This is a genomic window from Paenisporosarcina sp. (genome assembly GCF_049671445.1).
Lineage (GTDB): Bacteria > Bacillota > Bacilli > Bacillales_A > Planococcaceae > Paenisporosarcina.
The window spans coordinates 25,842-51,355 of sequence record NZ_JBATUX010000080.1 but is presented as its reverse complement, the minus strand read 5'-3'; the positions used below and the strand labels follow the sequence as shown (position 1 = coordinate 51,355).

At 37.8% G+C, this 25,514-nt stretch carries 23 protein-coding genes and 1 other annotated feature; all 23 genes read right to left on the bottom strand.

Annotation, left to right across the window (positions count from 1 at the left end):
• Positions 1 to 11: 11 nt before the first annotated feature.
• Complete coding sequence (locus tag WBG45_RS10505; RefSeq protein WP_424414344.1) at positions 12 to 293, bottom strand: DUF1294 domain-containing protein; 282 nt, start codon at positions 291 to 293, stop codon at positions 12 to 14.
• A gap of 206 nt (positions 294 to 499) precedes the next feature.
• Positions 500 to 859, bottom strand: a complete 360-nt coding sequence (gene rplT, locus WBG45_RS10500) for a 50S ribosomal protein L20 (protein WP_424414341.1) — start codon at positions 857 to 859, stop codon at positions 500 to 502.
• A gap of 44 nt (positions 860 to 903) precedes the next feature.
• Complete coding sequence (gene rpmI, locus WBG45_RS10495; protein WP_024534254.1) at positions 904 to 1,104, bottom strand: 50S ribosomal protein L35; 201 nt, start codon at positions 1,102 to 1,104, stop codon at positions 904 to 906.
• 29 nt (positions 1,105 to 1,133) lie between these two features.
• Positions 1,134 to 1,640 carry a translation initiation factor IF-3 gene (gene infC / locus WBG45_RS10490; protein ID WP_024534253.1) on the bottom strand — a complete coding sequence of 169 codons (507 nt, stop codon included), beginning with the start codon at positions 1,638 to 1,640 and terminating at the stop codon, positions 1,134 to 1,136.
• Positions 1,641 to 1,742: 102 nt separating this feature from the next.
• Positions 1,743 to 1,894, bottom strand: a sequence feature (ribosomal protein L20 leader region).
• 62 nt (positions 1,895 to 1,956) lie between these two features.
• Positions 1,957 to 3,879: a threonine--tRNA ligase gene (thrS, locus tag WBG45_RS10485; RefSeq protein ID WP_424414338.1), complete on the bottom strand. Its 1,923-nt coding sequence runs from the start codon at positions 3,877 to 3,879 to the stop codon at positions 1,957 to 1,959.
• A 389-nt stretch (positions 3,880 to 4,268) separates the two neighbouring features.
• Complete coding sequence (locus tag WBG45_RS10480; RefSeq protein WP_424414336.1) at positions 4,269 to 5,012, bottom strand: ABC transporter ATP-binding protein; 744 nt, start codon at positions 5,010 to 5,012, stop codon at positions 4,269 to 4,271.
• 1 nt (position 5,013) lies between these two features.
• A complete protein-coding gene (locus tag WBG45_RS10475) occupies positions 5,014 to 6,645 on the bottom strand; it encodes an ABC transporter permease (RefSeq protein ID WP_424414334.1) in 1,632 nt (543 codons plus the stop codon).
• A 72-nt stretch (positions 6,646 to 6,717) separates the two neighbouring features.
• Positions 6,718 to 7,788 carry a Fe(3+) ABC transporter substrate-binding protein gene (locus WBG45_RS10470; RefSeq protein WP_424414332.1) on the bottom strand — a complete coding sequence of 357 codons (1,071 nt, stop codon included), beginning with the start codon at positions 7,786 to 7,788 and terminating at the stop codon, positions 6,718 to 6,720.
• Positions 7,789 to 8,187: 399 nt separating this feature from the next.
• Positions 8,188 to 9,129, bottom strand: a complete 942-nt coding sequence (gene dnaI, locus WBG45_RS10465) for a primosomal protein DnaI (protein ID WP_424414330.1) — start codon at positions 9,127 to 9,129, stop codon at positions 8,188 to 8,190.
• The gene (locus WBG45_RS10460; RefSeq protein WP_424414328.1) at positions 9,113 to 10,516 is read right to left on the bottom strand and encodes a replication initiation and membrane attachment family protein; all 1,404 of its coding nucleotides are present in this window, start codon (positions 10,514 to 10,516) and stop codon (positions 9,113 to 9,115) included. Before WBG45_RS10460 ends, dnaI begins: the two co-directional genes overlap by 17 nt.
• A 24-nt stretch (positions 10,517 to 10,540) precedes the next feature.
• Complete coding sequence (gene nrdR / locus WBG45_RS10455; RefSeq protein ID WP_424414326.1) at positions 10,541 to 11,008, bottom strand: transcriptional regulator NrdR; 468 nt, start codon at positions 11,006 to 11,008, stop codon at positions 10,541 to 10,543.
• Positions 11,009 to 11,127: 119 nt separating this feature from the next.
• Positions 11,128 to 11,511: an adenosylmethionine decarboxylase gene (gene speD / locus WBG45_RS10450; RefSeq protein ID WP_024534245.1), complete on the bottom strand. Its 384-nt coding sequence runs from the start codon at positions 11,509 to 11,511 to the stop codon at positions 11,128 to 11,130.
• Positions 11,512 to 11,728: 217 nt separating this feature from the next.
• On the bottom strand, positions 11,729 to 12,751 hold the full coding sequence (locus WBG45_RS10445; protein WP_424414324.1) for a glyceraldehyde-3-phosphate dehydrogenase: 1,023 nt from the start codon (positions 12,749 to 12,751) through the stop codon (positions 11,729 to 11,731).
• Between the two features lie 126 nt (positions 12,752 to 12,877).
• On the bottom strand, positions 12,878 to 13,468 hold the full coding sequence (coaE, locus tag WBG45_RS10440; protein ID WP_424414347.1) for a dephospho-CoA kinase: 591 nt from the start codon (positions 13,466 to 13,468) through the stop codon (positions 12,878 to 12,880).
• Positions 13,469 to 13,483: 15 nt separating this feature from the next.
• Positions 13,484 to 14,356: a bifunctional DNA-formamidopyrimidine glycosylase/DNA-(apurinic or apyrimidinic site) lyase gene (gene mutM, locus WBG45_RS10435; protein WP_424414323.1), complete on the bottom strand. Its 873-nt coding sequence runs from the start codon at positions 14,354 to 14,356 to the stop codon at positions 13,484 to 13,486.
• Positions 14,357 to 14,368: 12 nt separating this feature from the next.
• A complete protein-coding gene (gene polA / locus WBG45_RS10430) occupies positions 14,369 to 16,993 on the bottom strand; it encodes a DNA polymerase I (protein ID WP_424414321.1) in 2,625 nt (874 codons plus the stop codon).
• A gap of 714 nt (positions 16,994 to 17,707) precedes the next feature.
• Positions 17,708 to 18,700 (bottom strand): protease modulator HflC, encoded by a 993-nt coding sequence (hflC, locus tag WBG45_RS10425; protein ID WP_424414319.1) that lies wholly within the window; start codon positions 18,698 to 18,700, stop codon positions 17,708 to 17,710.
• Positions 18,700 to 19,659 carry an FtsH protease activity modulator HflK gene (gene hflK / locus WBG45_RS10420; protein ID WP_424414317.1) on the bottom strand — a complete coding sequence of 320 codons (960 nt, stop codon included), beginning with the start codon at positions 19,657 to 19,659 and terminating at the stop codon, positions 18,700 to 18,702. The genes hflC and hflK overlap by 1 nt, the downstream gene beginning before the upstream one ends.
• A 555-nt stretch (positions 19,660 to 20,214) precedes the next feature.
• Entirely contained in the window at positions 20,215 to 21,759 is a 1,545-nt protein-coding gene (pnpS, locus tag WBG45_RS10415; RefSeq protein ID WP_424414315.1) for a two-component system histidine kinase PnpS, read from the bottom strand.
• The gene (locus WBG45_RS10410) at positions 21,756 to 22,469 is read right to left on the bottom strand and encodes a response regulator transcription factor (protein WP_424414313.1); all 714 of its coding nucleotides are present in this window, start codon (positions 22,467 to 22,469) and stop codon (positions 21,756 to 21,758) included. Before WBG45_RS10410 ends, pnpS begins: the two co-directional genes overlap by 4 nt.
• Positions 22,470 to 22,522: 53 nt before the next feature.
• A complete protein-coding gene (locus tag WBG45_RS10405) occupies positions 22,523 to 22,999 on the bottom strand; it encodes a MaoC/PaaZ C-terminal domain-containing protein (protein WP_424414311.1) in 477 nt (158 codons plus the stop codon).
• 207 nt (positions 23,000 to 23,206) lie between these two features.
• A complete protein-coding gene (gene mdh, locus WBG45_RS10400; protein WP_424414309.1) occupies positions 23,207 to 24,145 on the bottom strand; it encodes a malate dehydrogenase in 939 nt (312 codons plus the stop codon).
• Positions 24,146 to 24,222: 77 nt separating this feature from the next.
• A complete protein-coding gene (icd, locus tag WBG45_RS10395; RefSeq protein ID WP_424414308.1) occupies positions 24,223 to 25,491 on the bottom strand; it encodes an NADP-dependent isocitrate dehydrogenase in 1,269 nt (422 codons plus the stop codon).
• Positions 25,492 to 25,514: the final 23 nt, after the last annotated feature.

Genomic DNA, 25,514 nt, shown 5'->3' with positions numbered 1-25,514 from the left:
GACACTTTATCTTACAAATCTGCTAATAGTGGTGTTGCCCAAATCAATAAAGCGACATGTGCAATAGCTAATAATGTAAAACCGATGCGAAATGACATGTGTTTTGTTTTATGACGGAATATAATCATTCCAAGGTATGCACCGACGCCTCCACCAAAAATGGCGAGCTTCCATAATGTACGCTCAGGTACTCTGCGATTATTAGCTTTTGCTGCAGATTTGTCATGACCCATTGTAAAGAAGGCTATGATTGACATGACAACAAAAAATCCAATGAAAATGATATGTATCATATTAAATTCCCCTAACAAAAAAACATTTTTTCTTATTCTATCGCTCAGTTAAACAACATTTTGGTTTATCGTACATTTGCGCGAGCCTCACGATTCTCACCCTTGTGGCATGATAGGCGCAAATACTTCTTATTAATCGGCTAACGCCAAAATGATCCGTAAAAAAAGACCGATGGATTATCCATCAGCCTTTTAAGTATTCGAAATTAGTTGTTCATTGATTTTTTAGCAGCATCTGCTAATTGAGTGAATGATGCTGGATCTGAAACAGCTAATTCAGCTAACATTTTACGGTTAACTTCGATACCAGCTAATTTCAATCCATGCATTAAACGGCTGTAAGAAAGACCATTCATACGTGCTGCCGCGTTGATACGAGTAATCCATAATCTACGGAAGTTACGTTTTTTGTTACGACGGTCACGGTATGCATACATACCTGATTTCATAACTGCTTGGTTTGCTACTTTGTATAGTAATTTTTTAGCGCCATAATAACCTTTTGCTAATTTTAAAACTTTATTACGACGTCTTTTTGTTACCGGTGTGCTTTTTACGCGTGGCATAATAATTACCTCCTGCTATTATTTCGAACATTTAATTTCGAGTATTATTTCATGTAAGCGATTAATGATTTGATACGTTTGTAGTCACCTTTTGATACAAGTCCACCTTTACGTAACTTACGTTTAGCTTTAGTTGACTTGTTTGCGAATAAATGACTGCGATATGCACTTGCACGTCTTATTTTTCCAGAGCCAGTCTTTTTGAAACGCTTCGCTGCTCCGCGGTGAGTTTTCATTTTTGGCATGTCGAATTCCTCCTAAACTGTCGTCAATATTACTTTTTCTCGTTCTTCGGTTGAAGAATCAAGAACATGCTGCGGCCTTCCATTTTCGGTTTTTGTTCAACCGTGGCTACCTCAGTACAAGCTTCTGCAAAGCGATCTAATACGCGTTGGCCGATCTCTTTGTGCGTAATTGCACGACCTTTAAAACGAATAGAAGCTTTGACTTTGTCGCCTTTTTCAAGGAACTTGATCGCATTACGAAGTTTCGTTTGGAAATCATGCTCATCGATTGTTGGGCTCAAGCGAACCTCTTTCAATACGATAATCTTTTGATTTTTACGAGTTTCACGATCTTTCTTTTGATTCTCAAACTTGAATTTACCATAGTCCATGATACGAGCAACTGGTGGCTTGGCTTGAGGGGCCACAAGGACAAGATCCAAATTAACGTTAGCGGCAATTTCAAGCGCTTCGAAACGTGTTTTTACTCCTAATTGTTCACCATTTTGGTCGATAATTCGAAGTTCACGTGCGCGAATACCATCGTTTACATACATGTCTTTGCTAATAGTAATCCACCTCCAGATAGTGTCGCGAATACATGGTTTGGGCATATCGTTTATTGAAGACTCCAATAAATCGGTTACGCCGTTCCGACCAATAAAAAAAACGAGCGGACATTCACATAAGTAAATGTCCGCCCGCCGATATATGCAAGTACAACACTGTACGTTACGTTTAATCGTGTGTCGACCTGTCAACAACTTTTAGTGTCAATCAGGTGAGAAGCGGGCAGCCTCTACTTATACCACAAACTTTGTATTCATTAACCTTAATAACTTTATCATGTCTATATGAACCTGTCAACCACTATTAGTTAATTTCTTGTTGAAGGCGTGATAAGAACTCATCAAATGGAATGCTTTCAGAGTTTTGTTCCCCGTATTTACGGACATTGACAAAACCGCTTTCCATTTCTTTGTCTCCGATTACCAGCATGTACGGAATTTTTTGCATTTGTGCTTCTCGAATTTTATAACCTAGTTTCTCTTCGCGGTCATCCATATCGATACGTAAGCCTGCAGCTTGTAGTTTTTCAATAACGCCTTTTGCATAATCAAAATGTACTTCGTTTGAAACAGGAATCACTTGTACTTGAACAGGCGCTAACCAAGTTGGGAATGCTCCTTTGTATTCTTCAATTAAGAAGGCTACAAAACGCTCCATTGTCGATACGACCCCACGGTGGATAACTACTGGACGATGTTGTTTGCCATCTTCGCCGATGTAGGATAGATCAAAGCGTTCCGGCAACAAGAAATCAAGTTGTACAGTTGATAGTGTTTCTTCTTTCCCAATTGCCGTTTTGACCATGACATCCAGTTTTGGGCCGTAGAACGCCGCTTCACCATCTGCTTCGTAGTAATCTAGTCCAAGCTCATCCATAGCTTCTTTAAGCATACTTTGTGCTCTATTCCACATATCGTCATCATCAAAATACTTTTCTTTATCTTCTGGATCGCGATAAGACAAACGGTATGAATAATCGTTAATGTCGAAGTCTTTATATACATCAATAACTAATTGAACCACTCGTTTAAACTCGTCTTTAATTTGATCCGGACGAACGAAAATGTGAGCATCGTTCAATGTCATTCCACGTACTCGTTGAAGACCAGATAATGCTCCAGACATTTCATAACGGTGCATTGTACCAAGCTCCGCAATACGCATCGGCATGTTGCGGTATGAATGGATACCATTTTTGAAAATCATCATATGATGTGGACAGTTCATTGGTCGTAAAACCAAATCTTCATTATCCATGCTCATTACCGGGAACATATCGTCTTGATAGTGATCCCAGTGACCGCTAGTTTTATACAAATCGACACTGCCCATGATTGGAGTGTAGACATGGTCATAACCAAGCTTTACTTCTTTATCTACGATATAGCGTTCGATGATACGACGAATTGTTGCGCCTTTTGGCAACCACATCGGAAGGCCTTGACCTACTTTTTGTGAGTTCATGAATAAATTAAGTTCTTTACCGATTTTACGATGATCACGTTCTTTTGCTTCTTCAAGCATTTGTAAATGCGCTGCAAGATCTTCTTTAGTGAAGAATGCAGTACCGTAAATACGTTGCAACATTTTATTGTCGCTATTACCGCGCCAGTAAGCACCAGCAATACTCAATAATTTAAATTCTTTTAATTTCCCTGTTGATGGCACATGTACTCCCCGACATAAATCGAAAAATTCACTTTGTTCATAAATCGATACTTGGTCATCCTCAGCAATTGCTTCTAATAACTCAACTTTATATTCATCTTCTTTAAACTTCTCAAATGCTTCAGAGCGAGAAACATTATGACGGACAATATCAATGTTTTCGTTGATAATTTTTTTCATTTCTTTTTCAATAACTAGTAAGTCTTCTTTTGTAATTGCTACAGGTGAATCAATGTCATAGTAGAATCCATTTTCTATAACTGGACCAACACCTAATTTCACATCTTTAAATATGCGCTTAACCGCTTGTGCTAATAAATGAGCTGTACTGTGACGCAACACTTCTAATGCTTCGTCTGATCCAGGCATAATAATGGCAATTTCTCCATCTTGGTTAAGTGGAGCTTTTAAGTCGACAAGCTGATTATCTAGTTTACCAGCCAATGCTTTTTTACGAAGTCCTGGACTGATTGATGCTGCTACGTCTTCTGTTGTTGTTCCTTTAGGAAACTCCTTTATTGCACCATCTGGAAACTTCAGTTGAATTGTCTCTGACATGTTGAACACTCCCTTTTTTAGATGTAGTTCAAAAATTTTTGAACATCATTTTTACCATTTTTAAAAATTTGAACGCAAAAAAACCCCGTCCTATGAAAGGGACGAGGTTTGAGTTCGTGGTTCCACCCTTCTTCCTTCTCGATAGTCACATGACTAAAAAGATGAAGCTTTGAGCCGGCTAACGGGCCGTTACCGTCAACAGTTACATTCATTCGTTCACTGTTGCTGCTCCGAGGTGGTAAAAAGACTATCGTACTTAAGAAGCTTCCAGCCATGGCCTCTTTCTCTAGAAAGTCGTACAGACAATTGTTGTCCTCTTCTTGGCATTTCATTATTCGTATGTTGACATTCTACTCTTGCATGAAATGAAATGCAACAGAAAATTGAAATTAAACAGACATTAATTCCCGTTCTTCAATAATGGGAGTAATTTGAGGCACCGGATGTGGATGAGTACCAATCAAGTCACAAGGACGACCTATTAAGTCAATGCAACCATCCTTCAATTTAACAATCCGATCTGCCAAAGCATGGGCATCATTTTCATCATGAGTAACGAATATCGAAGTAATGTTGGCTTTCTTTAATATTTCACGCAAATCTTTGCGAATTTTCACTTGTAGTTCGGCATCCAAATTACTAAATGGTTCATCAAGCAAAATTAAATGTGGATTCGGCGCAATGGCACGCGCTATAGCGACCCGTTGCTGCTGACCACCACTAAGCTGATGGGGATAGCGTTTTTCATACTCTTGAAGTTCGACCAATTCAAGAACTTCTGCAAGACGTTTTTTCTTTTCCGCTTTTTTCAATTGGAATAAACCAAATAAGATATTTTCACCAACCGTCATGTGTGGGAATAATGCATAGTCCTGAAATACCATGCCAATACCTCGTTTTTCTGGTTGTAAAAATGTATTACCATCAAATATCACTTCATCTTGTATAGTCAAGGAACCTTGTGTTGGTTTTTCAAGTCCAGCAAGAAGGCGTAAAATCGTGCTTTTCCCGCTACCACTTCTACCTAATATTGAAATCACTTCCCCTTTTTCAATATTCATTGAAAACTGGTCAAGTGCTGCTTTTTGTGTATTTGGATATGAGAAACAAACATTTTGTATGGTGATAAACATGTCAATCCGGCTCCTTTTCAAGAAACTTATAGAAAACAACAATGGCAAGGGCACTAATACCGACAATTAATAACGAAGCTTGTGAGGCTTCCATAATTTTTTCATCACTTGCATATTGGAATGCTTTTGTAGAAAGCGTATCAAAATTAAATGGACGTAATATTAAAGTTAATGGAATTTCTTTTAAGATATCAATAAATACTAATATAAACCCGCTAATAATCGCGCCTTTTAGCATGGGAACATCAACTTTGAAAAATGTTTTTGTCACACCGACTCCTAATAGTCTCGAAGCGTCTCGGAAGTCTGTTCCAATTTTATCGTATCCAGATTCTATGGAATTATAACCTATTGCAAAGAACCTAATTATATACGCAGAAATTAACATCACTAAACTCACACTTAATACCAGTGTGGTTGTAATACCGATTAATTGATATAACGGTACTAAAAAACGATCCAACGCAATGAATGCAGTGACAACAGCCACAGCAATTACCGCTCCTGGTATAGAATAACCGAGAATGGACAACTTGGGCAATAATTTGGCCACCTTCCCTTGAACAAGGCGACTAAAGTTTCCAACCATTAACGCGAAAATAATAATGGCTGTTGCACTTACACCAGCGACTAAAACTGAATTTTTCACATAGGTTAAAAATTCACCCATAGGGATAGTACCAAATGTTAAAATCATCCAATCAATCAGTTGAGCTATCGGAATAAAGAAACCTAAGCTCAAGATGACCAATCCATAAGTAGTTGCTAGCCCTGCTTTCCAACCTTTTAATTGAATGAGCGGCAGTGGTCGCACTTTTGTTGTGGAGTAGCTATATTGACGTCTTCCACGTAAAACTTTTTCGATTATTAAGATAAAAATAACAAACCCCATTAGGGATGCGGCAAGTTTAATTGATGATTCGATATCGCCTAATCCAAACCATGTTTGAAAAATCGCGGTTGTAAATGTTTGAATGCCGAAATATTTCACGACACCGTAATCATTTAGCACTTCTAGGACAACTAAACTTGCACCACCAATAATAGAAACTCTGGAAATGGGAATAACAACTTGGAAAAATGTACGCCACGGACCTTTCCCCAACATGCGCGCACTTTCAATAAGTGATGCTGATTGTTGTGATAAGAAGATACGTGTAATTGTATAAACATATGGATATAAAAACATCGTATAAATAAATATGGCACCAGGCAAATTCATAATATCAAAATGGGATGGATTCAAAGCCATATCAAATTTTTCACGAAGTGTTGTTTGAATAACTCCCGTATAATTCACGATACCATGATAGGTATAAGCTCCAATAAACGGCGGAATGGATAAAGGCAAGATTAGTGCCCATTTTAAGAATCCGCGTAAAGGAAATTGATATTGAGCAATAAGCCAAGCTAAACTTAATCCAATCGAAATTGTTAATATAGCTGTTGCACTAATTAGAATAAGAGATGTACGTATAAAAGACCCTAGGACAAATTCTTTCATATGTGCCCAGTTTTCATTTGCTGGTGAAAAAATACCCATTACGATCGTTATGTTCGGCAAAAATAATAGAATCATAATGATTGCAGCTGATACCGTCCACGCATTAACATTTGCTAGTCTTCTTTGCACGTTCCAAACACCTCTTCTAATCCCAAGAAATCCCCTGTTACGAAAATTCGTAACAAGGGCTATTTGATTTAATTATTTCCAACCAACTTCATTAAATATTAAAATTGATTTTGCATTGTTATCACCAAGAACCGATAATGAAATATCTTGTTCTTTAAATTCGCCCCATGATTTAAGTAATTCAGTTGCTTCAACTGATTCATTCACTGGGTATTCATAGTTTGCTTCTGCAAATGTACCTTGAGCTTCTGGAGCAGATAAGAACTCAAGAAGTTTAACTGCATTGTCTTTGTTTTTAGAAGTCTTTACAACTCCAGCTCCACTTACATTCACATGTGTGCCTGTTGTATCTTGGTTAGGGAAGAATATACCTAGACCCTCAGCCACTTTAACTTCTTCCGCATCTTCGGAATTCAACATTTGACCAAAGTAATACGTATTCATGATTGCTACGTCACCAACACCAGCAGCAATCGCTTTTGCTTGGTCTCTGTCTCCACCTTCAGGATCACGTGCAAAGTTTGATACAAGACCTGCAGCCCACTCTTTAGCTTTGTCTTCTCCATTAATTTCAATGAAAGAAGCCAACAAGGATTGATTATACACGTTTTCAGACCCACGAATCAAGACACGGCCTTTCCACTGATCTTCTGTTAATGCTTCATACGTTGATAACTCTTCAGGTTTTACTTTTTCCTTATTGTAAATAATGACACGAGCACGCTTAGTTAATCCGTACCACATTTGGTCTTTATCTTGGAAGTTAGCTGGAATTTGTTCGTCTAATGTATCACTTTTAACTGCTTGCAATAAACCTTCATCTTTAGCACGGTATAAACGTCCAGCATCAGCTGTAAGGAATAAATCCGCTTCAGTTGCATCGCCTTCACGTTTAATACGCTCAAGTAATTCATCAGCTTCACCTTTAATCACATTAACTTTAATACCTGTTTCTTCTTCAAATTTCGCATAAAGTTCATCGTCAACATCATAATGACGAGCTGTATATAGGTTTACTTCTTTGCTTTCGTTTGTTTCAGTTGTTTCAGTTGTTTCTTTCTTCGCTGGAGATTTTGTATCGTTACCACATGCTGTTAAAACAAGTAAAGCAAATGCTAAAACTAGGTATAATGCTTTTTTCACTGGATGTCTCTCCCTTAATATGTAGTTAATCGCTATTGAAAACGATTCTCAATCTCAATTATAAATGGCTTATGAGAATTGTCAACAATTCTTGTCTAAAATACTCATAGTCGTACTATTCGGAAAAAATAATAGTTTTTACGATCGATTTCTAAAAAAAAATGAACAAGCTTGATTCTTTACCAATTTTATTCCTCTTCATTTTGTGTTAATCCTATTCACTCGGTATTTATTCCCGTTCACGACGGATTTATTCCCATTCAGCAACACGTTATTCCTTTTCAGAATACTGTTATTCCCTTTCACCCATTTGTCCCCATAAAAACATACTTTCTTCTATAAAAAAAACTACCAGACACTAGTTGTCTGGTAGCACAAATTATTACTTATTTTATGACGTTAGCCATCTCTTCTGTTTTTCCCGCTTAAGCGCATGGGAATGGTTATCGAACGGATTCGTTCCATAATACGAGCAGCTTTTACAAGCTCTCGCTCCCCTTTACTTGAATAAGCTAAGTGTTCTTCTAATCCATCGTAGTCGAAATTCGAAGTGATAAATGTAGGCAAGTTTTCTGCCATTCGGTAATGCAATACGGTCCCTAAAATCTCATCTCGAGTCCAAGTTGATAATGTTTCTGCTCCTAAGTCATCGAGCATAAGCACAGGAGCTTTTTTCACATAATCTACTTTTTCTTGAAGCGATTGATCTTGGATAGCGTGTTTCATTTCGCGTAAAAATTCTGGAACATAAACCAGAACTGTTTTGATTTTTTGTTCAGCAAGTTCATTTGCAAGTGCACCCAATACATAGGACTTGCCGACACCGAACTCCCCATAAATATAAAAACCTTTTGAAGGTAATTGGCCTGTCGATTTAAGTTCTTCCATAAAAGTGTTGGCAGCAGTTCCAAGATTAACACGTGTATTGTGATCATAAGTAACCGTTGCAAGTCTTGCTTTCAAAACATCTTTTGGCATGTGCATGCTCGAAATCATCGCAGATACTTCACGACGTTCGTCCTCAACAATCTTTTGACGACATCTTGAATAATCAAGATCAATTAATCCACGAATCATTGTTAATTGCGGCACATAGCCTTTCATGATGTTCTCGCAGTTCGCAACGTTTTCACATGTTTCACAATCATGATTTTGAGTTGTATACTCGTATAATTTCCCGAGACCGCGGTCTACAATCGCTTTGTTTACAATATCTCCATTTGCAGCTAAAAATGCTTGAACTCCATCGTTTTCAAGAATCTCAGATTTCATTTTTTCATATCGCTCCGTAAATGCATCTGCATTTACGACTCGCTTTAATGTTTCACTTATTGGTTCCACTAGTTTTCGCCTGCCCCTCTGTTACACCGAGTTTCTCAAGCAACTGTTGTTTTTTGGTTTCCCAATCTTCGGTTACTTCATTCTCAACTGATTGTTTAGTTGATCGAGATTCTTTCGCTTTGTAAAACCACTCAGGCACTTTCTCATCACGCACATTTTTACGTTTGTAAGGTGTTGTTGTTGCTGTCTTCGCTGAATTTTGCCAATCCAAATATTGATCATGTTCTTTCCTGGATATCTCAATGGCTTGTTCAGCGGTTTGAATGTTTTCACGCTGCCAATGAGCTGCAATTTTATGCACGTAATTCTTATTTAATTTCATTTTGGCTCGAATTAATACGAATTGCAATAAAACGTTGACAACTGCAGGTGGAAAACTATATTTAAATATCAGTTCGTTAGCTAAGTCCACTTCAACTGGCATCGGTTCTTTACCATTAGATAGATCACGCAACACTTCTAACGGTGGTGTCTCTTCTAAATATTTTATTAAAGATTGATCTTTTGAGAGCACCAAATTTTGTGTTTCGACTTTAGTTTGTTGTGGTAGTTTTTGAGTAAGTCTTGGTGGCTTAGAAGAAATTGATAGTTTGTAGTAATCAGCAGCCGTTTTTTTCAATCGTTCTTCGGTCACACGGTTTTGGTCATCTATTGCCATCATTAATACCTTTTGCATATCAATCGCATTTAATGAATACAAAAAAGCCACTTTCGCAATTAATTCTTTTACAGGTAAAGTTAGAACACTTGAAGGAATCATTACTTCTGACAATCCAGATTTTAATAGATCGAAATCAAAATCCATTGAATAGAATGGGAATTTATTCGGTCGACTTGGTTGTTCCATTTGATCTGGATCGAATACATGTCCAAGTTTCGTATAATCATGATTACTTTTAAAGACGTCTTGTAAATCCCTTGAGACGTTTTCATAGCCACTTTGTTGAGCTTGTTTTTTCACAAATCTTTCTCTTACACGGATATAGGCTTTTTCATGAATGACGCTATATAGGGACGTAGCCAAAATCGGCTCACTGAAAAACGATGCAGCATCAAGGGGTGCCACTACTTCATAAATAAACATGCGTTTATCTTGATCATCTTTTTTCCATGTCTTCATTAAACCAATCGCTTCGAGAGCAACTCGTGCATCAAATATTTTTTTTAATGACATGTTCAAAACATCCATTAAATAATAATGTGATAATTGCTCCGTAATAGGACTCTCTGACTCTGCCCATAACGTGCAGTATAGACTCATTGCATCAGAGCCAATGATTGGCTTGTACAACATTGTGACGAGTTGACGATCGGTATCAGCAAGTGGATAAGGCATTTGGATGATGAAGCTATCTACTGGTTGAAGTTCTTTAAATAAAAGTTGCATACAACATCCTCCTCCTGTTCCTTTCTACTTGTTTTCCGGATTTTTCTTTAATAAGTCTTTTAGTTCGTCAATAAACACATTAATGTCTTTAAATTGACGGTAAACAGATGCAAAACGCACATAGGCCACTTCATCAATTTTCGCTAAACGATCCATGACCATTTCGCCGACTTCTTCAGACTTCACTTCCGAGTTTCCTATTCGACGTAACTCTTTTTCAATAGAGAAAACGACACCTTCAAGCATATCGAGGGATACCGGACGCTTTTCACATGCACGAATAAGACCCCGCAATACTTTTTCATGGCTAAACTCTTCTCGTGACCCATCTTTTTTGACTAAAATTAGTGGCATTTCTTCTACTTTTTCAAATGTAGTAAAGCGAAACCCACAATCTTCACATTCTCTTCTTCTGCGTATTGCTTTATTGTCGTCAACCGGTCTTGAATCCACGACTCGTGTTCCGTTATATTGGCAAGTTGGACATCTCATATTTTAATCTCCTGAGTTTCGGCATTCGTCTAATGTTCTTATTATATCAAATATTATTCATAAAAATCGAAAAAGCAGAGGAATTTCTTCCTCTGCTTACTCATTTAACAGTTTATGTGTTATGCATGTGCTGTTACGAGAGGTTTGCTCGCTTTAACCGGACCCATACCGCGTGGAATTTCTGTCATTTCACGAGTTTGTGATCCAAGTGCATCAGCAATATATTTAGCGGCAATAGTTGGATCTAAATCGCCACATGTATATACATCAATACTTGCGTAACCGTGTTCTGGGAAGCTGTGAATCGTTAAGTGTGATTCTGAAATAATCACGACTCCACTTACACCTTGTGGTGCAAATTTGTGGAATGCTACTTCACGTACTTCTGCTCCTGATTTAAGTGCTGCTTCAACAAATGTACGTTCAATGAAATTCACATCGTTAATTTTGTCAAATTCGCAATCCCATAGTTCTGCGATAACATGACGACCCATTGTCTCCATTGTTTCCATGGTTTGTTTCCCCCTTTGATAAGGTTATTTTTGAATCATCAAAGTCAACTACCACGGGGGAAAGTTAGTCCAGAGAGGTCCTAACCCTTTAAGTAGTCAGTGTATATTTAAAGTACACGAATCACATTATATGATGTATTCAACTACAATGCAATAGATTAAGAAAAAAATCCTTCCTGCTAAATTAAAAGCAGGAAGGATTTTTGTTTTATACGATCACTCTATCTTTTAGAGCTGCTCCAACTTTTTTCGTTAAATCAATTACTCGAGCTGAGTAACCCCATTCATTATCATACCAAGCAAGTACTTTAACTTTACGTGATCCAATAACCATTGTTGTTAATCCATCCACGATTGCTGAGTGAGGATCAGAATTAAAATCAATGGATACAAGTGGTTCAGTTGTAAATCCAAGGATACCTTTCATAGACCCTTTAGAAGCTTCAATAAACGCAGCGTTTACTTCTTCTACAGTTACATCCGTTTTTAAATCTACTACTAAATCAACAAGTGACACATTAGGTGTAGGTACACGGAGTGATAGACCATGAAGTTTTCCTTTTAGCTCTGGCAACACTAATGATAGCGCTTTCGCGGCACCCGTAGAAGTAGGTATAATCGATTGTGCACAAGCTCGAGCTCGACGTAAATCTTTATGTGGGTTATCAAGATTCATTTGGTCATTCGTATATGCATGAACAGTTGTCATAAGCCCATTTTCAATACCAAATGTATCATTTAATACTTTAGCAACAGGAGCTAAACAATTTGTAGTACAGCTAGCATTAGAGATAACATCATGTTTCTCAATATTCAATTGATCTTCATTAACACCCATAACAATCGTGACATCTTCATTTTTTCCAGGTGCAGTTAAAATGACTTTTTTCGCTCCTGCTTGAAGATGCAATGCAGCTCTTTCACGCTCATTAAATTTACCAGTTGCTTCTATAACAATATCGATGTTCATTTCTTTCCAAGGCAACTTTAAAGGATCACGATCGGCTACCAATTGAACTCGTTTTCCATTTACTATTAATGCATTTTCTTCAACGATTATGTCAGCGGAAAATGTTCCGTGGTTTGTGTCATACTTAATCATATGTGCTAACGTTTCTGGTGGATATGTTGCATTAATTGCTACAACATTTATATCATTTTGAAGAATAGCCTGACGAAAAACCATACGACCTATGCGGCCAAAACCATTAATTGCGATAGAAGCTGGCATCAAAAATCCCCCTACAAGTATGTTCTACTGTTAGTCTTTATCCTGTTATTAGTATAACACATTTCAAATTAAGATAAACCCAAAGTTAGCAATATAGAAATGTTCTATTATTCAGAAAGTGGGACGTTAAATGTCCCACTCAACTAATATACGCTCTAATTGTTGCTGTGATTGTGCAATCGTCCCGTTATTATAGATGACCGCATCTGCACCTTTTTCTTTTTCGGAAACTGGTAATTGGGAATGGATTCTTGATGTTGCTTCTTCTTTTGACAGCGAATTACGATTCATTAATCGTTCCAATTGCATCTCTTCGGTTACAGACACTACTAATATTTTATCAACGAAATGTTGCAGTCTACTCTCAAAGAGCAAAGGAATATCCATAATCAAGGTCTTATGACCGCTCTTAAAAAGTTCATCTCGCTGACGCAACATTTCGCTTCGAATGGCTGGATGCATCAAGTCGTTTAATTGTTTCCTTTTTGCCGGATCATTAAAAATCCGTTTACCCAATGCATCACGATTTAATGTGCCATCCTCATTTATTACAGAAGCTCCAAATTGACGTTCTATTTCTTGCAAATTTGATGTGCCTGGTTCTACGACTAATCGAGCAACTAAGTCAGCATCGATTATCGGATATCCTTTTTCTTTTAACATGGCAGAAATCGTGCTTTTACCACTCGCAATACTTCCAGTTAATCCTATAATCATCATATGTTCATCCTCTTATCGTTGACATGAAGGACAGTACCAAGAGTTTCGTCCTCCTAGCACACGTTGTTTTGTAGGGATTAAGCAATGTGGACATTGTTTCTTCCCATACATTTGTAATCTATGTTGCATACCTCCAGCTTCACCATTGATGTTGCGATAATCCGAGATGGAGCTGCCACCAACTAAAATACTTTCATTTAATACAACGACTACCGTGTGAAAAAGTTCGCTAAGTCTTTTTTGACTAATACGGTTTACTTTCCTTGCTGGATGAATGTTCATACGAAATAATGCTTCTGTTGCATAGATATTGCCGCATCCAGAAATAACTTGACCATCCATAATGACTTCTTTAATGGACTTATTCTGATATTTCACAAGCTTAGACATATCAAGAAAATGGTCTCGTGCCGATTCATCAAACGGTTCAGGAGCCATTAGTAATAATGGAGGGAATTGTTCTTCTGATTCTAGTAAACGCATTTCGCCGAATCTGCGAATATCCGCATAAACCAACAACATACCATCATTTAGTCTAAATATCACATGGATGTGTTTTCTGAATTTCTCTTCTGTAATTTCATGTGTTTCGTGAACGTAGAACCACGCACCAGTCATTCCAAGATGATTCACTAATAACAGATTCTTGTGGTTTTTTTCTAAATGAAAATAGATATACTTTGATCTTCTTACGATTTGAATGATTTTGGCATCAACTAGTTCTTGTTTAAAATGAGTGAGCTCGCTTCCTTTGATAATTGCTTGCTTCCCCGCCTTACGGGACACTTCTAAGACAGTTGAAAGAGTAACTTCTTCAATGGTCTTTCCAGTAGCAACAGGCTTAAGGGAGTTTACGACTCCCTCTACCTCTGGTAATTCAGGCATTTTTCGGCCCCCTTACTTCGTATCGTACCAAGTTGGTCCATATGCATAATCAACTTTGAGTGGAACTTTTAATTCAATCGCATGTTCCATTACTTCAGGTACGATTTTTTCTAATATCGCAATTTCTTCTGGCGGTGCTTCAAATATCAATTCATCATGTACTTGTAGAAGCATCGTTGCTTGTAAATTTTCCTTTTCTAAACGAGCAGCCATATCAATCATAGCTTTTTTGATAATGTCTGCTGCACTCCCTTGAATGGGTGTATTCATTGCAGTTCGTTCAGCAAAGCCACGTAAATTAAAGTTTGAACTAGTAATATCAGGCAAGTATCTTCTTCTGTTTAAAATCGTCGTAACAAAACCTGATTTTTTAGCATCATGAACGATATCATCCATATATTGTTTAACACCTGGGAAGCTCTTTAAATATCGATCAATAAATTCAGCCGCTTCTTTACGTGTTATCGATAGGTTTTGGGACAACCCATAATCACTGATTCCATAAACAATTCCAAAGTTTACAGCCTTAGCAGCACGACGCATATCAGACGTTACGGCATCCGCTTCTACATGAAATACATCCATTGCCGTTTTCGTATGGATATCTAAGTCATTGCGGAAAGCAGAGATTAACTCTTCATCATCGGACATATGCGCTAACACACGTAACTCGATTTGAGAATAATCTGCAGCAAATAAAACCCAACCAGGTTGTGAAGGAACAAATGCTTTACGAATTTTGCGACCTTCTTCTAGTCTTACAGGAATATTTTGTAAGTTTGGATTCGTGGAACTCAAACGCCCTGTTTGTGTGAGCGCTTGTTGGTATCTTGTATGAATCTTGCCATCATCTTTGTGAATTTCTTTCAATAATCCTTCGATATACGTAGACTGTAACTTCCCTAATTGACGGAACAACAGAATATGTGAGATCACTTCGTGTTTACCTTCTAATTTTTCTAGCACGTCAGCTGCAGTCGAATATCCTGTTTTCGTTTTTTTCAACGCTGGAAGTCCTAGTTTTTCGAATAGAATCACACCTAGTTGTTTTGGTGAATTAATATTAAATGTTTCTCCAGCTGCATTGTAAATCGTTTGTTCTATCTCCGTTAACTTTCCAGCTAAATCTTCTCCAATGTCGAGAAGTGTTTGACGATCCACATTTACACCATCAGACTCCATTTTCCCAAGAATGGTTGCCAAAGGTAACTCTAAGTCTTGATAAAGTTCATATTGTTCATTGTCTTTTAATTTTTGATCCATTATTGCACGCAAATTCCACACGGCCATTGCTTTTCTAACAACATGTTCTCCTAGCTCTGCATCTGAAGGAACTGATTTTTTTGCGCCTTTTCCATACACTTGTTCATTAGTGAACACATCGCCGTAGCCGAATTCGCGAGATAATACTGCGACATCGTCAGACGTAATTGCTGGATTGACAATATAAGCAGCTAAGACAAAATCGAATTCAACTCCATCGAGCAAGACATCGTTACGATGAAAGGCTGCAAGAGATGCTTTTGAATCAACTAATCTTTTCTTCTTGCTATCATCGGCTAGCCATGTGCGGAATGATTCTGAAGCAAACGCATTCTCGACCTTAATGAAGTAAGCATGTTTGTCATCAACAAGGGCAATCCCTAACATATCGGCAGTGTGATATTGTTCATCATAAAGTTCTAAATGAACGGCCATTTCATCAGACAAATGCTCATCCGTTATCTCGGTTAACTGCGTAAATGTTATGTCAGCCTTTGCTTCTTCTACTTGAGCATATGTTGTTTTTTCGAGTAACGACTTGAAAGCCAACTCTTGCCAAATTTTAATCACCTGATCCATGTCCGGTCCTTTATATGATAAATCGTCGAGACCGATTGTAATTGGAGCCTCTGTTTCGATGGTTGCTAGTACTTTACTCATTTTCGCTTGTTCTTCATTGGCTTCAAGCTTCTCTTTAAGCTTACCTTTAAGCTGAGCAATTCCTTTGTAAACGCCATCAACTGAGTGATGTTCAATTAAAAGTTTCAGTGCAGTTTTTTCTCCCACTCCAGGGACACCTGGAATATTATCTGAAGAATCACCCATCAAACCTTTCATATCAATAATTTGATTAGGTGTTATGCCATATTTCTCTTGGATATGAGCTGGTGTATATTTCTCCATATCAGTGATGCCTTTTCGCGTAATGTAAACGGTTGTTGTATCTGAAGAAAGTTGAGTTAAATCCTTATCACCTGAGACAATGATTACTTCTTCTCCCTTTGCTTCAGCCTGTTTACTAAGCGTTCCAATAATATCATCAGCTTCGTACATCGACAGCTCATATTGAGGGATTTGATAAGCTGTTAGTAGCTTACGTAAATATGGGAATTGCTCAGAAAGCTCGGGTGGGGTTTTTTGACGTCCACCTTTGTACTCGCCAAATGTCGTGTGTCTGAACGTAGTTTTTCCAGCATCAAATGCCACTAGCATATGACTTGGTTGTTCTTCGTCTAATATTTTTTGTAGCATCATGGTAAACCCATAAACAGAATTGGTATGTATTCCGTGTTCATTCGTTAGTAATGGAAGTGCGAAAAATGCTCGATACGCTAAGCTATTCCCATCTAGTAATAAAACTTTATTTTTGCTCAATACTTTTCCACTCCTCTACGCATAAAAATCGTTATCTCCCTTCATATTACCATGTAAGGCAGATGAAATGAAAATGACGTCCCTTGATATAACTAACTTCTTAGAGTTGAGGCTAGATGGAATCGGGCGAGTTATACACCACATGCAGAAAACATCTTGCTTAACGGGGTTAATTTGAGGTGAGCGATCGCTCAGTTGGAATATTTGAGGTTCAAGTTGGAAAATATGGGGGCCAAGTTGTAATTTTCGGGCTCCAAGTTGGAAAAATCTCGCTTCAAGTTGGAATCGCTCCAAAATAAGGACTTTAACCAAAAGATGAAGCGTAATGCTATTTGTAAGAATAGGGCCTTAAATTAAAATGTTGTTTTTAGTACATTTTCTTCTACCGTATGTTCTGCATAAGCCTAGCGCAAATGTACTCTTGCAACTTCATATAAAATCAGCCTTAATTTACATAACCATCCTTGTGGCTCATTTCAATGTGACTAAATACTAAGGGAATCGGCTCAACTCCTGCGGAATAACGGGCTGGCAAGACCCCGCAGCGAGGAACGAGTGAGGAGGTTTGCCTGTTCGTCCGCGGAAAGGGAGCGGATTCCCGCTTTTTTTACACGCTACTTTAAATTATGGTGTTGTTTAACGTACATTAGTTTGTTCTTCACTTATAGGCTTAATAAAAGAAGCACCTCATATGAGATGCTCTCTTTCAGTTCGCTATTCTAAATAGCCTGATAGAATTTTTGCGTAAGGTGAGTCTGATGGTAGGATAATCATCGTATCTTCACCAATTGTTTTCTTATAAGATTCTAGTGTTCGATAAAGTGCGTAGAACTCTGGATCTTTTGAAAACGATTTGTTATAAATTTTTGCAGCCTCCGATTCTCCATCAGCCATAATAATCGATGCTTCTTTTTGAGCGATTGCGACCATTTCTTGAACTTTACGATCTGTCGAAGCTTCGATTGTACGTTTATCTGCGTCACCTTCAGATAAATACTTTTGTGCAATGGATTGACGCTCTGAAATCATACGCGTATATACAGATTGCTCATTTTCTGGAGGTAGATCTGTTCGTTTCATTCGTACATCGATTACTTCAATTCCATAATTGTCAGCTTTCAATAATTCATTCACTCGAGCCGTAACTCGATCGTTTAAACTACCTCTTGATGTATTTTCATCATTTATAATTTCATCATATTCAAGTTGACCAAGCTCCGTTCGAACGACTGAATAAATAAACTCTTCCATCCGGGTTTCCGCACCAATTTGAGTACCTGCATTGGTGATCATATCTATTGGATTTGTAATACGCCATACAGCATAATTGTCGATGATAATACGCTTTTTATCTTTCGTATTGATCTCAGCTTCAGACACGTTATATGTCATTTGATATTTGGGCAATGTTGAAACACTTTGAACAAATGGGATTTTCATGAAAATACCAGGTTCAAATCGAATTTCAACAACTTCTCCAAATTGTCGCACGACTCTATATTCATTTTCTTTAACTACATATACATTCGCTAATAAAATGATGAGTGCAGCAAAGATAATCGTAAAGGCAATAATTGTTTTTACGTGTTTCTTGAGATTTAATGGTTCTCTCGTTTTAGGAACTTTATTGGTTTTTTTGAACTGAGCATTAAACCTTTGTTCTAGGCTTTGGAATGGACTTTGATTGTTTTGGTTGTTCTGATCCATCAGTTTCCATCCCCTTTCTCAGTCGTGACAGGTGGTGCTTGTGTAGGTTGTTGTAAAGGTAAATACTTCACCGTTTCACCTGAATCATTCATGATGTAAATTTGGGCATTAGGTAAAACGGATTCTAGTGTTTCAATGACAAGTCGTTGTCTAGTGATTTCTTGATTGCTTTTGTACTCTGCATAAAGTTTATCAAACACGGCAACTTCACCTTGTGCTTGTTCGATTCGTGCTGTTCGCTGACCTTCAGCACGGGAATCAATTGCTGAGATTTCACCAATCGCTTCACTTTCACGTTGGTTTTTATATTTTTCTGCTTCATTTGTTTTCGTATTTTTCGTTTCACGTGCATCTGTAACTGCCGTAAACGCTGATCGAACTTCTGCATTCGGTAATTCTACGTCTTGCAGTTTAACACCTAAGATTGAGATTCCAATATCATATTTCTCAATGAGTGAAGCTAGTAAGTCTCTAGTTTGCGCTTCAATATCCGCTTTTCCAGAAGTCAAAGCTTCATCTATTAAGGAACTGCCAATAATGGAGCGGATAGAAGCAGAAGTAGCATCATGCAATATGGTTTGTGGAGCTTCTGCATTAAATAAATACTTTTTAGGATCCGATATTTTCCATTGAACAACCAAATCAGTCAATACAATATTTTCATCACCAGTAATCATTTTTGTTTCATTATCAAAGGACACAATCTCACCATCAGGCGATTGTTTATATCCGAATTGCAAACTAAATGTTTCTTTCGATAAGATCTCTACTTTTTGCATTGGCCAAGGCAGTTTAAAATGCAAGCCGGATTCCAAAATGGGATCTTCTGCTTTACCAAATGTAATAACGACCGCTTGTTCAGATTGGTCTACCGTATACCACGACGTGAAAATAGCAATAAGTGCAAAGACTCCAACTATCGCTAAAGACGTAATAGTTAATATTCTTTTAATACTCATATATGTAACCCCTTTTCTATTCTCTAAATGTTTCTACGTTTATAATAGCGGATAAGTTTCAACAACTTTGATTTCAGAGAATTCTTAACAGCCCATCAGAAACAAAAAAAGGAAAGTGGGCTTGTTTAAAAAGTCCCTAATATAAAATAAGTGGAGAACTTAAGTTTGATTGAAGTGAAAGTCGGCGGGAAATCATCTGCTCCTGCGGTTACTCGTCGCAAAGATATTGGACGAATGACAGTTCGTCCAATATCTTTCCAGCGGGATCAGCGGGACAGGTGAGACCCCGCAGATCGCGTAGCGACCGAGGAGGCCCACCGCCCGCCCCGCGGAAAGCGTCCTACTGCAACGGAAATCAATATCTACTAAATATCAAAAAGGAACTCCCCTTAATCATATTTCATGACTTTTAGGTCAACTCATCAGAAACAACAGAACAAGAAAAAAGAGTCCTCATAGAGAACTCTTTTTTCTGCCAAATGCGGTATAAGGGGGTTTCATTAGTAGCTTAACAAAGCACTATGAACCTACTATGAAGAACTTGTAAAGAACATGTTAAGTTGTTTGTTTTTTAGGAATTAGTAATTTAAATTGTGTACCTATTCCAGGCTCACTTTCTACAAAAATCCGTCCATTATGTGCGTCAATTAAATGCTTTACTATCGCTAGGCCAAGACCAGTACCGCCTGAATTTCGACTTCTCGCACGGTCAATACGGTAAAAGCGTTCAAAGATTCGTGGAATCTCTTTTTTGTCCATCCCTATTCCTTCATCACGAATAACAATGATGCCATGGGTATCGCTTTCATGAAGAGATAAATGAACAGACGTGTTTTCTGGTGAATAGGTAATTGCGTTTGTTAATAAATTCATGACCACTTGAATTAGACGATTCATGTCTCCATCAACTATTACATCTAATTCTATATTTGGGACAAATGCCATATTTTTTTCTTCTAATCTAGGACTTGTCATTTCAGCTGCACGTAACATCACTTCGCGTAAATTAGTTTTAGAGAACTCAACAGAAAAACCATGTTGCTCGATTTTCGAAAGTTCAAGTAAATCTTCTATTAACATTTGTAATCGATTGCTTTCTTTGTTGATTATTTCTAAAAAGCTTAGCAATGTTTTTTCGTCTTTCATCGCTCCATCAATCAGTGTTTCAGAGAATCCCTTTATCGATGTTATCGGTGTCCGAAGTTCATGGGATACGTTGGCTACGAAATCTTTTCGAATTTGTTCGAGTCTGATTAAATCCGAAATATCGTGCATCACAATCACTACACCTAACCAGCGTCCGTGTTCGCCAATAACCGGTGCTCCGTAAACTTCCATATGATGGAGTTCTTGTTGAATGACTAGAGTCAATTGCTTACGAGAAGAAGCTTCCATTAAAAAGACATAGTCAATAAACTGCTTCAGTTCTTCAGGTAAACCCACGCTTTTGAATAATTGGTTTTGCACTTCTTGCGCGTTAAAATCAAATTGATCCACAAATGGTTTATTCACAATGCTAATCTGCCCATCACGGTCAATCATCATTAGTGCACTCCCCATGTTTTCAATGAGCGTCTTTAAACGTTCTTTTTCCATTTCACGAACTTTAAACAACTCTTGTAAATTTCGAGCAAGTACATTAATTGACGTGCTAAGTTGTGCGGTACTTAATGAATCATCTTCATAGGCTCTGGCTCTAAAATTTCCTTTAGCAAGTTCTATCGCAACTTCGGTAACATTATCAATAGGTTGTGCATAACGTTTCGTCAGTCGATACGTAAGCAGGATTGTAATGAAAAATGCACTACATAATACAACCAATAAAACTTTCCATAATTGTTGTCGAATTTCAATAAAATCACTGCCTGAAGGATCATTAGAAAGAACATCTTTGATGTCATCTTTCTGGTCATCAGATAAGCTGATATTAGATTGCTTAGCAATCAACGATATTTCATCTACTTTTCCGATAGCATTTGACCTTACTGATTCTTCCACATAAACAGGAAAAAGCTGACTTAAAATAATGCCTAAGCCAGCTAAGATTGAACCTACAACTAAAGTAAACGATAGGACTATTTTTCCTTGAAGTGATTTCATACCACTTTTGGCTCCTCAAATTTGTACCCTAAACCTCGAATTGTTTTAATAAAAATAGGCTTTCGGCTATTATCTTCGATTTTGTCTCTCAAATGGCTGATGTGGACATCGACAATTCGAGTATCACCAGCAAAATCATAGTTCCAAACTGCGCTTAATAGCTGATCACGTGTTAGCACACGATTTTTATTTTCCATTAAGTACACAAGTAATTCAAATTCTTTCGGCGTAAATTCCAATGTTTCTTCTCCCAAAAACACTTCAAATCGATCTGGATAAACACGTAATGAACCAAATTCGAAGGCTTGGTCTGATGCTTTTTGAGGTACTTCTTCTATTGCAGCTGTTGATCTTCTTAAAACGGCTTTAACACGTGCAGTGACTTCTCTAGGACTAAATGGCTTGGTCATATAATCGTCCGCACCTAATTCGAGTCCTAAAACTTTATCAAACTCATCGTCTTTAGCCGTCAGCATAATGATAGGTGTGTTGATTTTTTGTAGACGCAATGCTTTGCAAACTTCCATGCCATCCATTTTAGGTAGCATTAAATCAAGGACAATGAGATCAGGCTTACTTTCTAATACAGCATTGAACCCTTCCATTCCATCGCTAGCTGTTTCAACAGTAAAACCAGCTTGCTCCAAGTTATATTGAAGTAATGTTACGATTGAACTTTCATCATCCACTACGAGAATCTTTTTTGTCATGTTTTTGCCTCCACAATCGATTTAAAACCCCCATCTTAAACCGAATGAGCTATTTAGAAATTATCCATTGATTGAGATGTTAGTTGATTTTCTAAACGAGGAGGAGTTGAAGTGATTTTCCCTTCAATTACAGTATCTCCAGCTTCGTTTGTTGCAAGTACTTCAATCTCTACCAAATTCTTTTCTACGTCTACAGAAATTACTTTTAATAGGAAATCTATCGTTGCGTAGTGATACACAGGTTTCGGGAAAACTAAATGTTGTTCAACAATATGTGAACCCGGTCCAGGTAAATATTTTGAGATGGCTGAAGTCACTATTCCTGTAAGCATAATTGTAGGAACAATTGGTTTTTCATAGACAGTTTGAGAAGCAAAATCATGTTGTATATACAATGGGTTGCCATCGTTTGTTAATCCTAAATATAAAAGTAAATCCTTGTCTTCAATTTTCTCTGTCAGTTTCAACTTTTCTCCCACTGACATATCTTCGACTTTTCGACCTAGTTTACGTTTCTTTCCGAGTAGCATCAGATGTTCCCCCTCTGTTCATGTTCTACCTTCATAGTATCAATAAGTACAAAAAAAATCGAGCAGGGATTTCCTGCTCGATTTTCGTTGTGTCCAGCTCAAGCGCCAGCTCGCACCTCAGCTTGAGAAACTCATTCGAAAACAAATTTTCGATTCGTTCCTTCCACCGTCGGAGTCAAGCTAAAATGTCGCTTTAGCTTTTCGGTATTAAGCTAGAATTCCCATTACATTGCGAACTGATTGTGCTGATTTTGTTAACTCAGCTTTTTCTGACTCCGTTAAATCAAGTTCGAAAATTTTTTCAATTCCACCAGCACCTAAAATTGTAGGTACGCCAAGATAAATACCGTCTAAACCATATTCGCCTTCAAGATATGCAATTGATGGTAATACACGACGTTGGTCTTTTAGAATGGCTTCAGCCATTTCAACTATAGAAGCGGCTGGTGCATAATAAGCTGAACCGTTACCTAGAAGGTTAACGATTTCTGCTCCACCCTTACGAGTACGTTCTACAATTTCGGCTAAGCGCTCTTTTGGAATTAATGTTTCCAAAGGAATACCACCTGCGTAAGAATAACGGACTAAAGGAACCATGTCGTCACCGTGGCCACCAAGAACGAAACCAGTGATGTCTTTAACAGACAAATTTAATTCTTGTGCGACGAATGTACGGAAACGTGCTGAATCAAGTACTCCAGATTGGCCAATTACACGCTCTTTCGGGAAACCGGATTCTTTGTATACAGTGTAAGACATTGCATCAACTGGATTAGTTAAGACAATGATGATGGTGTTTGGAGAATGTTTGACGATTTCACCCGTAACAATTTTCATAACTTTTTGGTTTGTTTGAACCAAGTCGTCACGGCTCATACCAGGCTTACGTGCAATACCAGCTGTGATGATTACGATGTCAGAGTCCTTCGTATCTTCATAGTTAGAAGTACCAGTAACGTTAGCATCAAATCCTTGTACAGGACCTGCCTCTAACATATCTAGTGCTTTCCCTTTTGTTGGGTTTTCCATCTGTGGGATATCAACTAAAACAACATCACCTAATTCTTTTTGAGCAAGAAGGAATGCTGTTGTTGCGCCTGTAAAACCAGAACCGATTACTGAAATCTTTTTACGTTTCATTGTCATCAGAAAACTCTCCCTTTGTTCTTATGTAAAGAGGGTCGAAACCCTCTTTTTGAAAAAAGTGTTTTACTTAATGTCGATTAAAGATTTTTGATTAATTCGTCAGCGAACTCAGAACATTTAACTTCTGTAGCGCCATCCATTAAACGAGCGAAATCGTAAGTAACAACCTTAGAAGAAATTGTTTTCTCCATAGAATCCATTACTAATTTTGCTGCTTCGTTCCAACCAAGGTGTTCAAGCATTAATACACCTGAAAGGATAACTGAAGATGGGTTAACTTTATCTAAACCAGCGTACTTAGGAGCAGTACCATGAGTCGCTTCAAAAATAGCATGACCAGTTAAGTAGTTAATGTTTGCTCCAGGTGCAATACCGATACCACCAACTTGTGCAGCAAGTGCATCTGAAATGTAGTCACCGTTCAAGTTCATTGTAGCAACAACATCAAATTCGCTTGGACGAGTTAAAATTTGTTGTAAGAAGATATCAGCAATTGAATCTTTCACTAAAATTTTACCAGATGCTAAAGCATCAGCTTGCGCTTTGTCTGCAGCTTCTGTACCTTGTTCAGCTTTAATTTGATCATATTGGTTCCAAGTGAATGTATGTTCAGCGAATTCTTGTTCCGCAACTTCATAACCCCAAGTTTTGAAAGCTCCTTCAGTGAACTTCATGATGTTTCCTTTATGAACTAGTGTTAATGACTCGCGACCTTCTTTAATGATGTAGTTAAGAGAAGCTCGTACTAAACGCTTAGTGCCTTCTTCTGAAATAGGTTTAATCCCAATACCAGAAGTTTCAGGGAAACGAATGTTTTTAGTACCCATTTCGTCTTGTAAGAATGCGATGATTTTTTTAACTTCGTCACTTCCAGCAGCGAACTCGATTCCAGCATAGATATCTTCTGTGTTTTCACGGAAAATAACCATGTCCGTATCTTCAGGACGTTTTACTGGTGAAGGAACACCATCAAAGTAACGAACAGGACGAACACATGTGTATAAGTCTAGTTCTTGACGTAACGCAACGTTTAATGAACGAATACCGCCACCTACTGGAGTAGTTAGAGGTCCTTTAATTGCGATTAAATATTCACGAATTACATCCAAAGTTTCTGATGGTAACCATTCGCCAGTTTGATCAAATGCTTTTTGACCAGCTAAAACTTCTTTCCAAACGATAGATTTCTCACCGTTGTACGCTTTTTTTACTGAAGCTTCTAAAACGCGTGCAGATGCAGCCCAAATATCAGGACCGATACCGTCGCCTTCGATGTAAGGAATGATTGGATTATTTGGTACGTTTAGAGCACCGTTTTCAACTGTAATTTTGCCGCCGTTTGTCATGAATAATTTCCTCCTATAGGCAT

Excerpts from the sequence above, each read along its gene's own strand:
- rplT (WP_424414341.1), bottom strand. The coding sequence starts at position 859 with ATGCCACGCGTAAAAAGCACACCGGTAACAAAAAGACGTCGTAATAAA.
- mutM (WP_424414323.1), bottom strand. The coding sequence starts at position 14,356 with ATGCCTGAATTACCAGAGGTAGAGGGAGTCGTAAACTCCCTTAAGCCT.
- nrdR (WP_424414326.1), bottom strand. The coding sequence starts at position 11,008 with ATGAGATGTCCAACTTGCCAATATAACGGAACACGAGTCGTGGATTCA.
- WBG45_RS10445 (WP_424414324.1), bottom strand. The coding sequence starts at position 12,751 with ATGCCAGCTTCTATCGCAATTAATGGTTTTGGCCGCATAGGTCGTATG.
- rpmI (WP_024534254.1), bottom strand. The coding sequence starts at position 1,104 with ATGCCAAAAATGAAAACTCACCGCGGAGCAGCGAAGCGTTTCAAAAAG.
- thrS (WP_424414338.1), bottom strand. The coding sequence starts at position 3,879 with ATGTCAGAGACAATTCAACTGAAGTTTCCAGATGGTGCAATAAAGGAG.
- coaE (WP_424414347.1), bottom strand. The coding sequence starts at position 13,468 with ATGATTATAGGATTAACTGGAAGTATTGCGAGTGGTAAAAGCACGATT.
- mdh (WP_424414309.1), bottom strand. The coding sequence starts at position 24,145 with ATGACAATGAAACGTAAAAAGATTTCAGTAATCGGTTCTGGTTTTACA.
- infC (WP_024534253.1), bottom strand. The coding sequence starts at position 1,640 with ATGTATGTAAACGATGGTATTCGCGCACGTGAACTTCGAATTATCGAC.
- WBG45_RS10460 (WP_424414328.1), bottom strand. The coding sequence starts at position 10,516 with ATGCAACTTTTATTTAAAGAACTTCAACCAGTAGATAGCTTCATCATC.
- WBG45_RS10505 (WP_424414344.1), bottom strand. The coding sequence starts at position 293 with ATGATACATATCATTTTCATTGGATTTTTTGTTGTCATGTCAATCATA.
- WBG45_RS10480 (WP_424414336.1), bottom strand. The coding sequence starts at position 5,012 with ATGTTTATCACCATACAAAATGTTTGTTTCTCATATCCAAATACACAA.
- speD (WP_024534245.1), bottom strand. The coding sequence starts at position 11,511 with ATGGAGACAATGGGTCGTCATGTTATCGCAGAACTATGGGATTGCGAA.
- WBG45_RS10410 (WP_424414313.1), bottom strand. The coding sequence starts at position 22,469 with ATGACAAAAAAGATTCTCGTAGTGGATGATGAAAGTTCAATCGTAACA.
- hflK (WP_424414317.1), bottom strand. The coding sequence starts at position 19,659 with ATGAGTATTAAAAGAATATTAACTATTACGTCTTTAGCGATAGTTGGA.
- icd (WP_424414308.1), bottom strand. The coding sequence starts at position 25,491 with ATGACAAACGGCGGCAAAATTACAGTTGAAAACGGTGCTCTAAACGTA.
- hflC (WP_424414319.1), bottom strand. The coding sequence starts at position 18,700 with ATGGATCAGAACAACCAAAACAATCAAAGTCCATTCCAAAGCCTAGAA.
- pnpS (WP_424414315.1), bottom strand. The coding sequence starts at position 21,759 with ATGAAATCACTTCAAGGAAAAATAGTCCTATCGTTTACTTTAGTTGTA.
- WBG45_RS10405 (WP_424414311.1), bottom strand. The coding sequence starts at position 22,999 with ATGCTACTCGGAAAGAAACGTAAACTAGGTCGAAAAGTCGAAGATATG.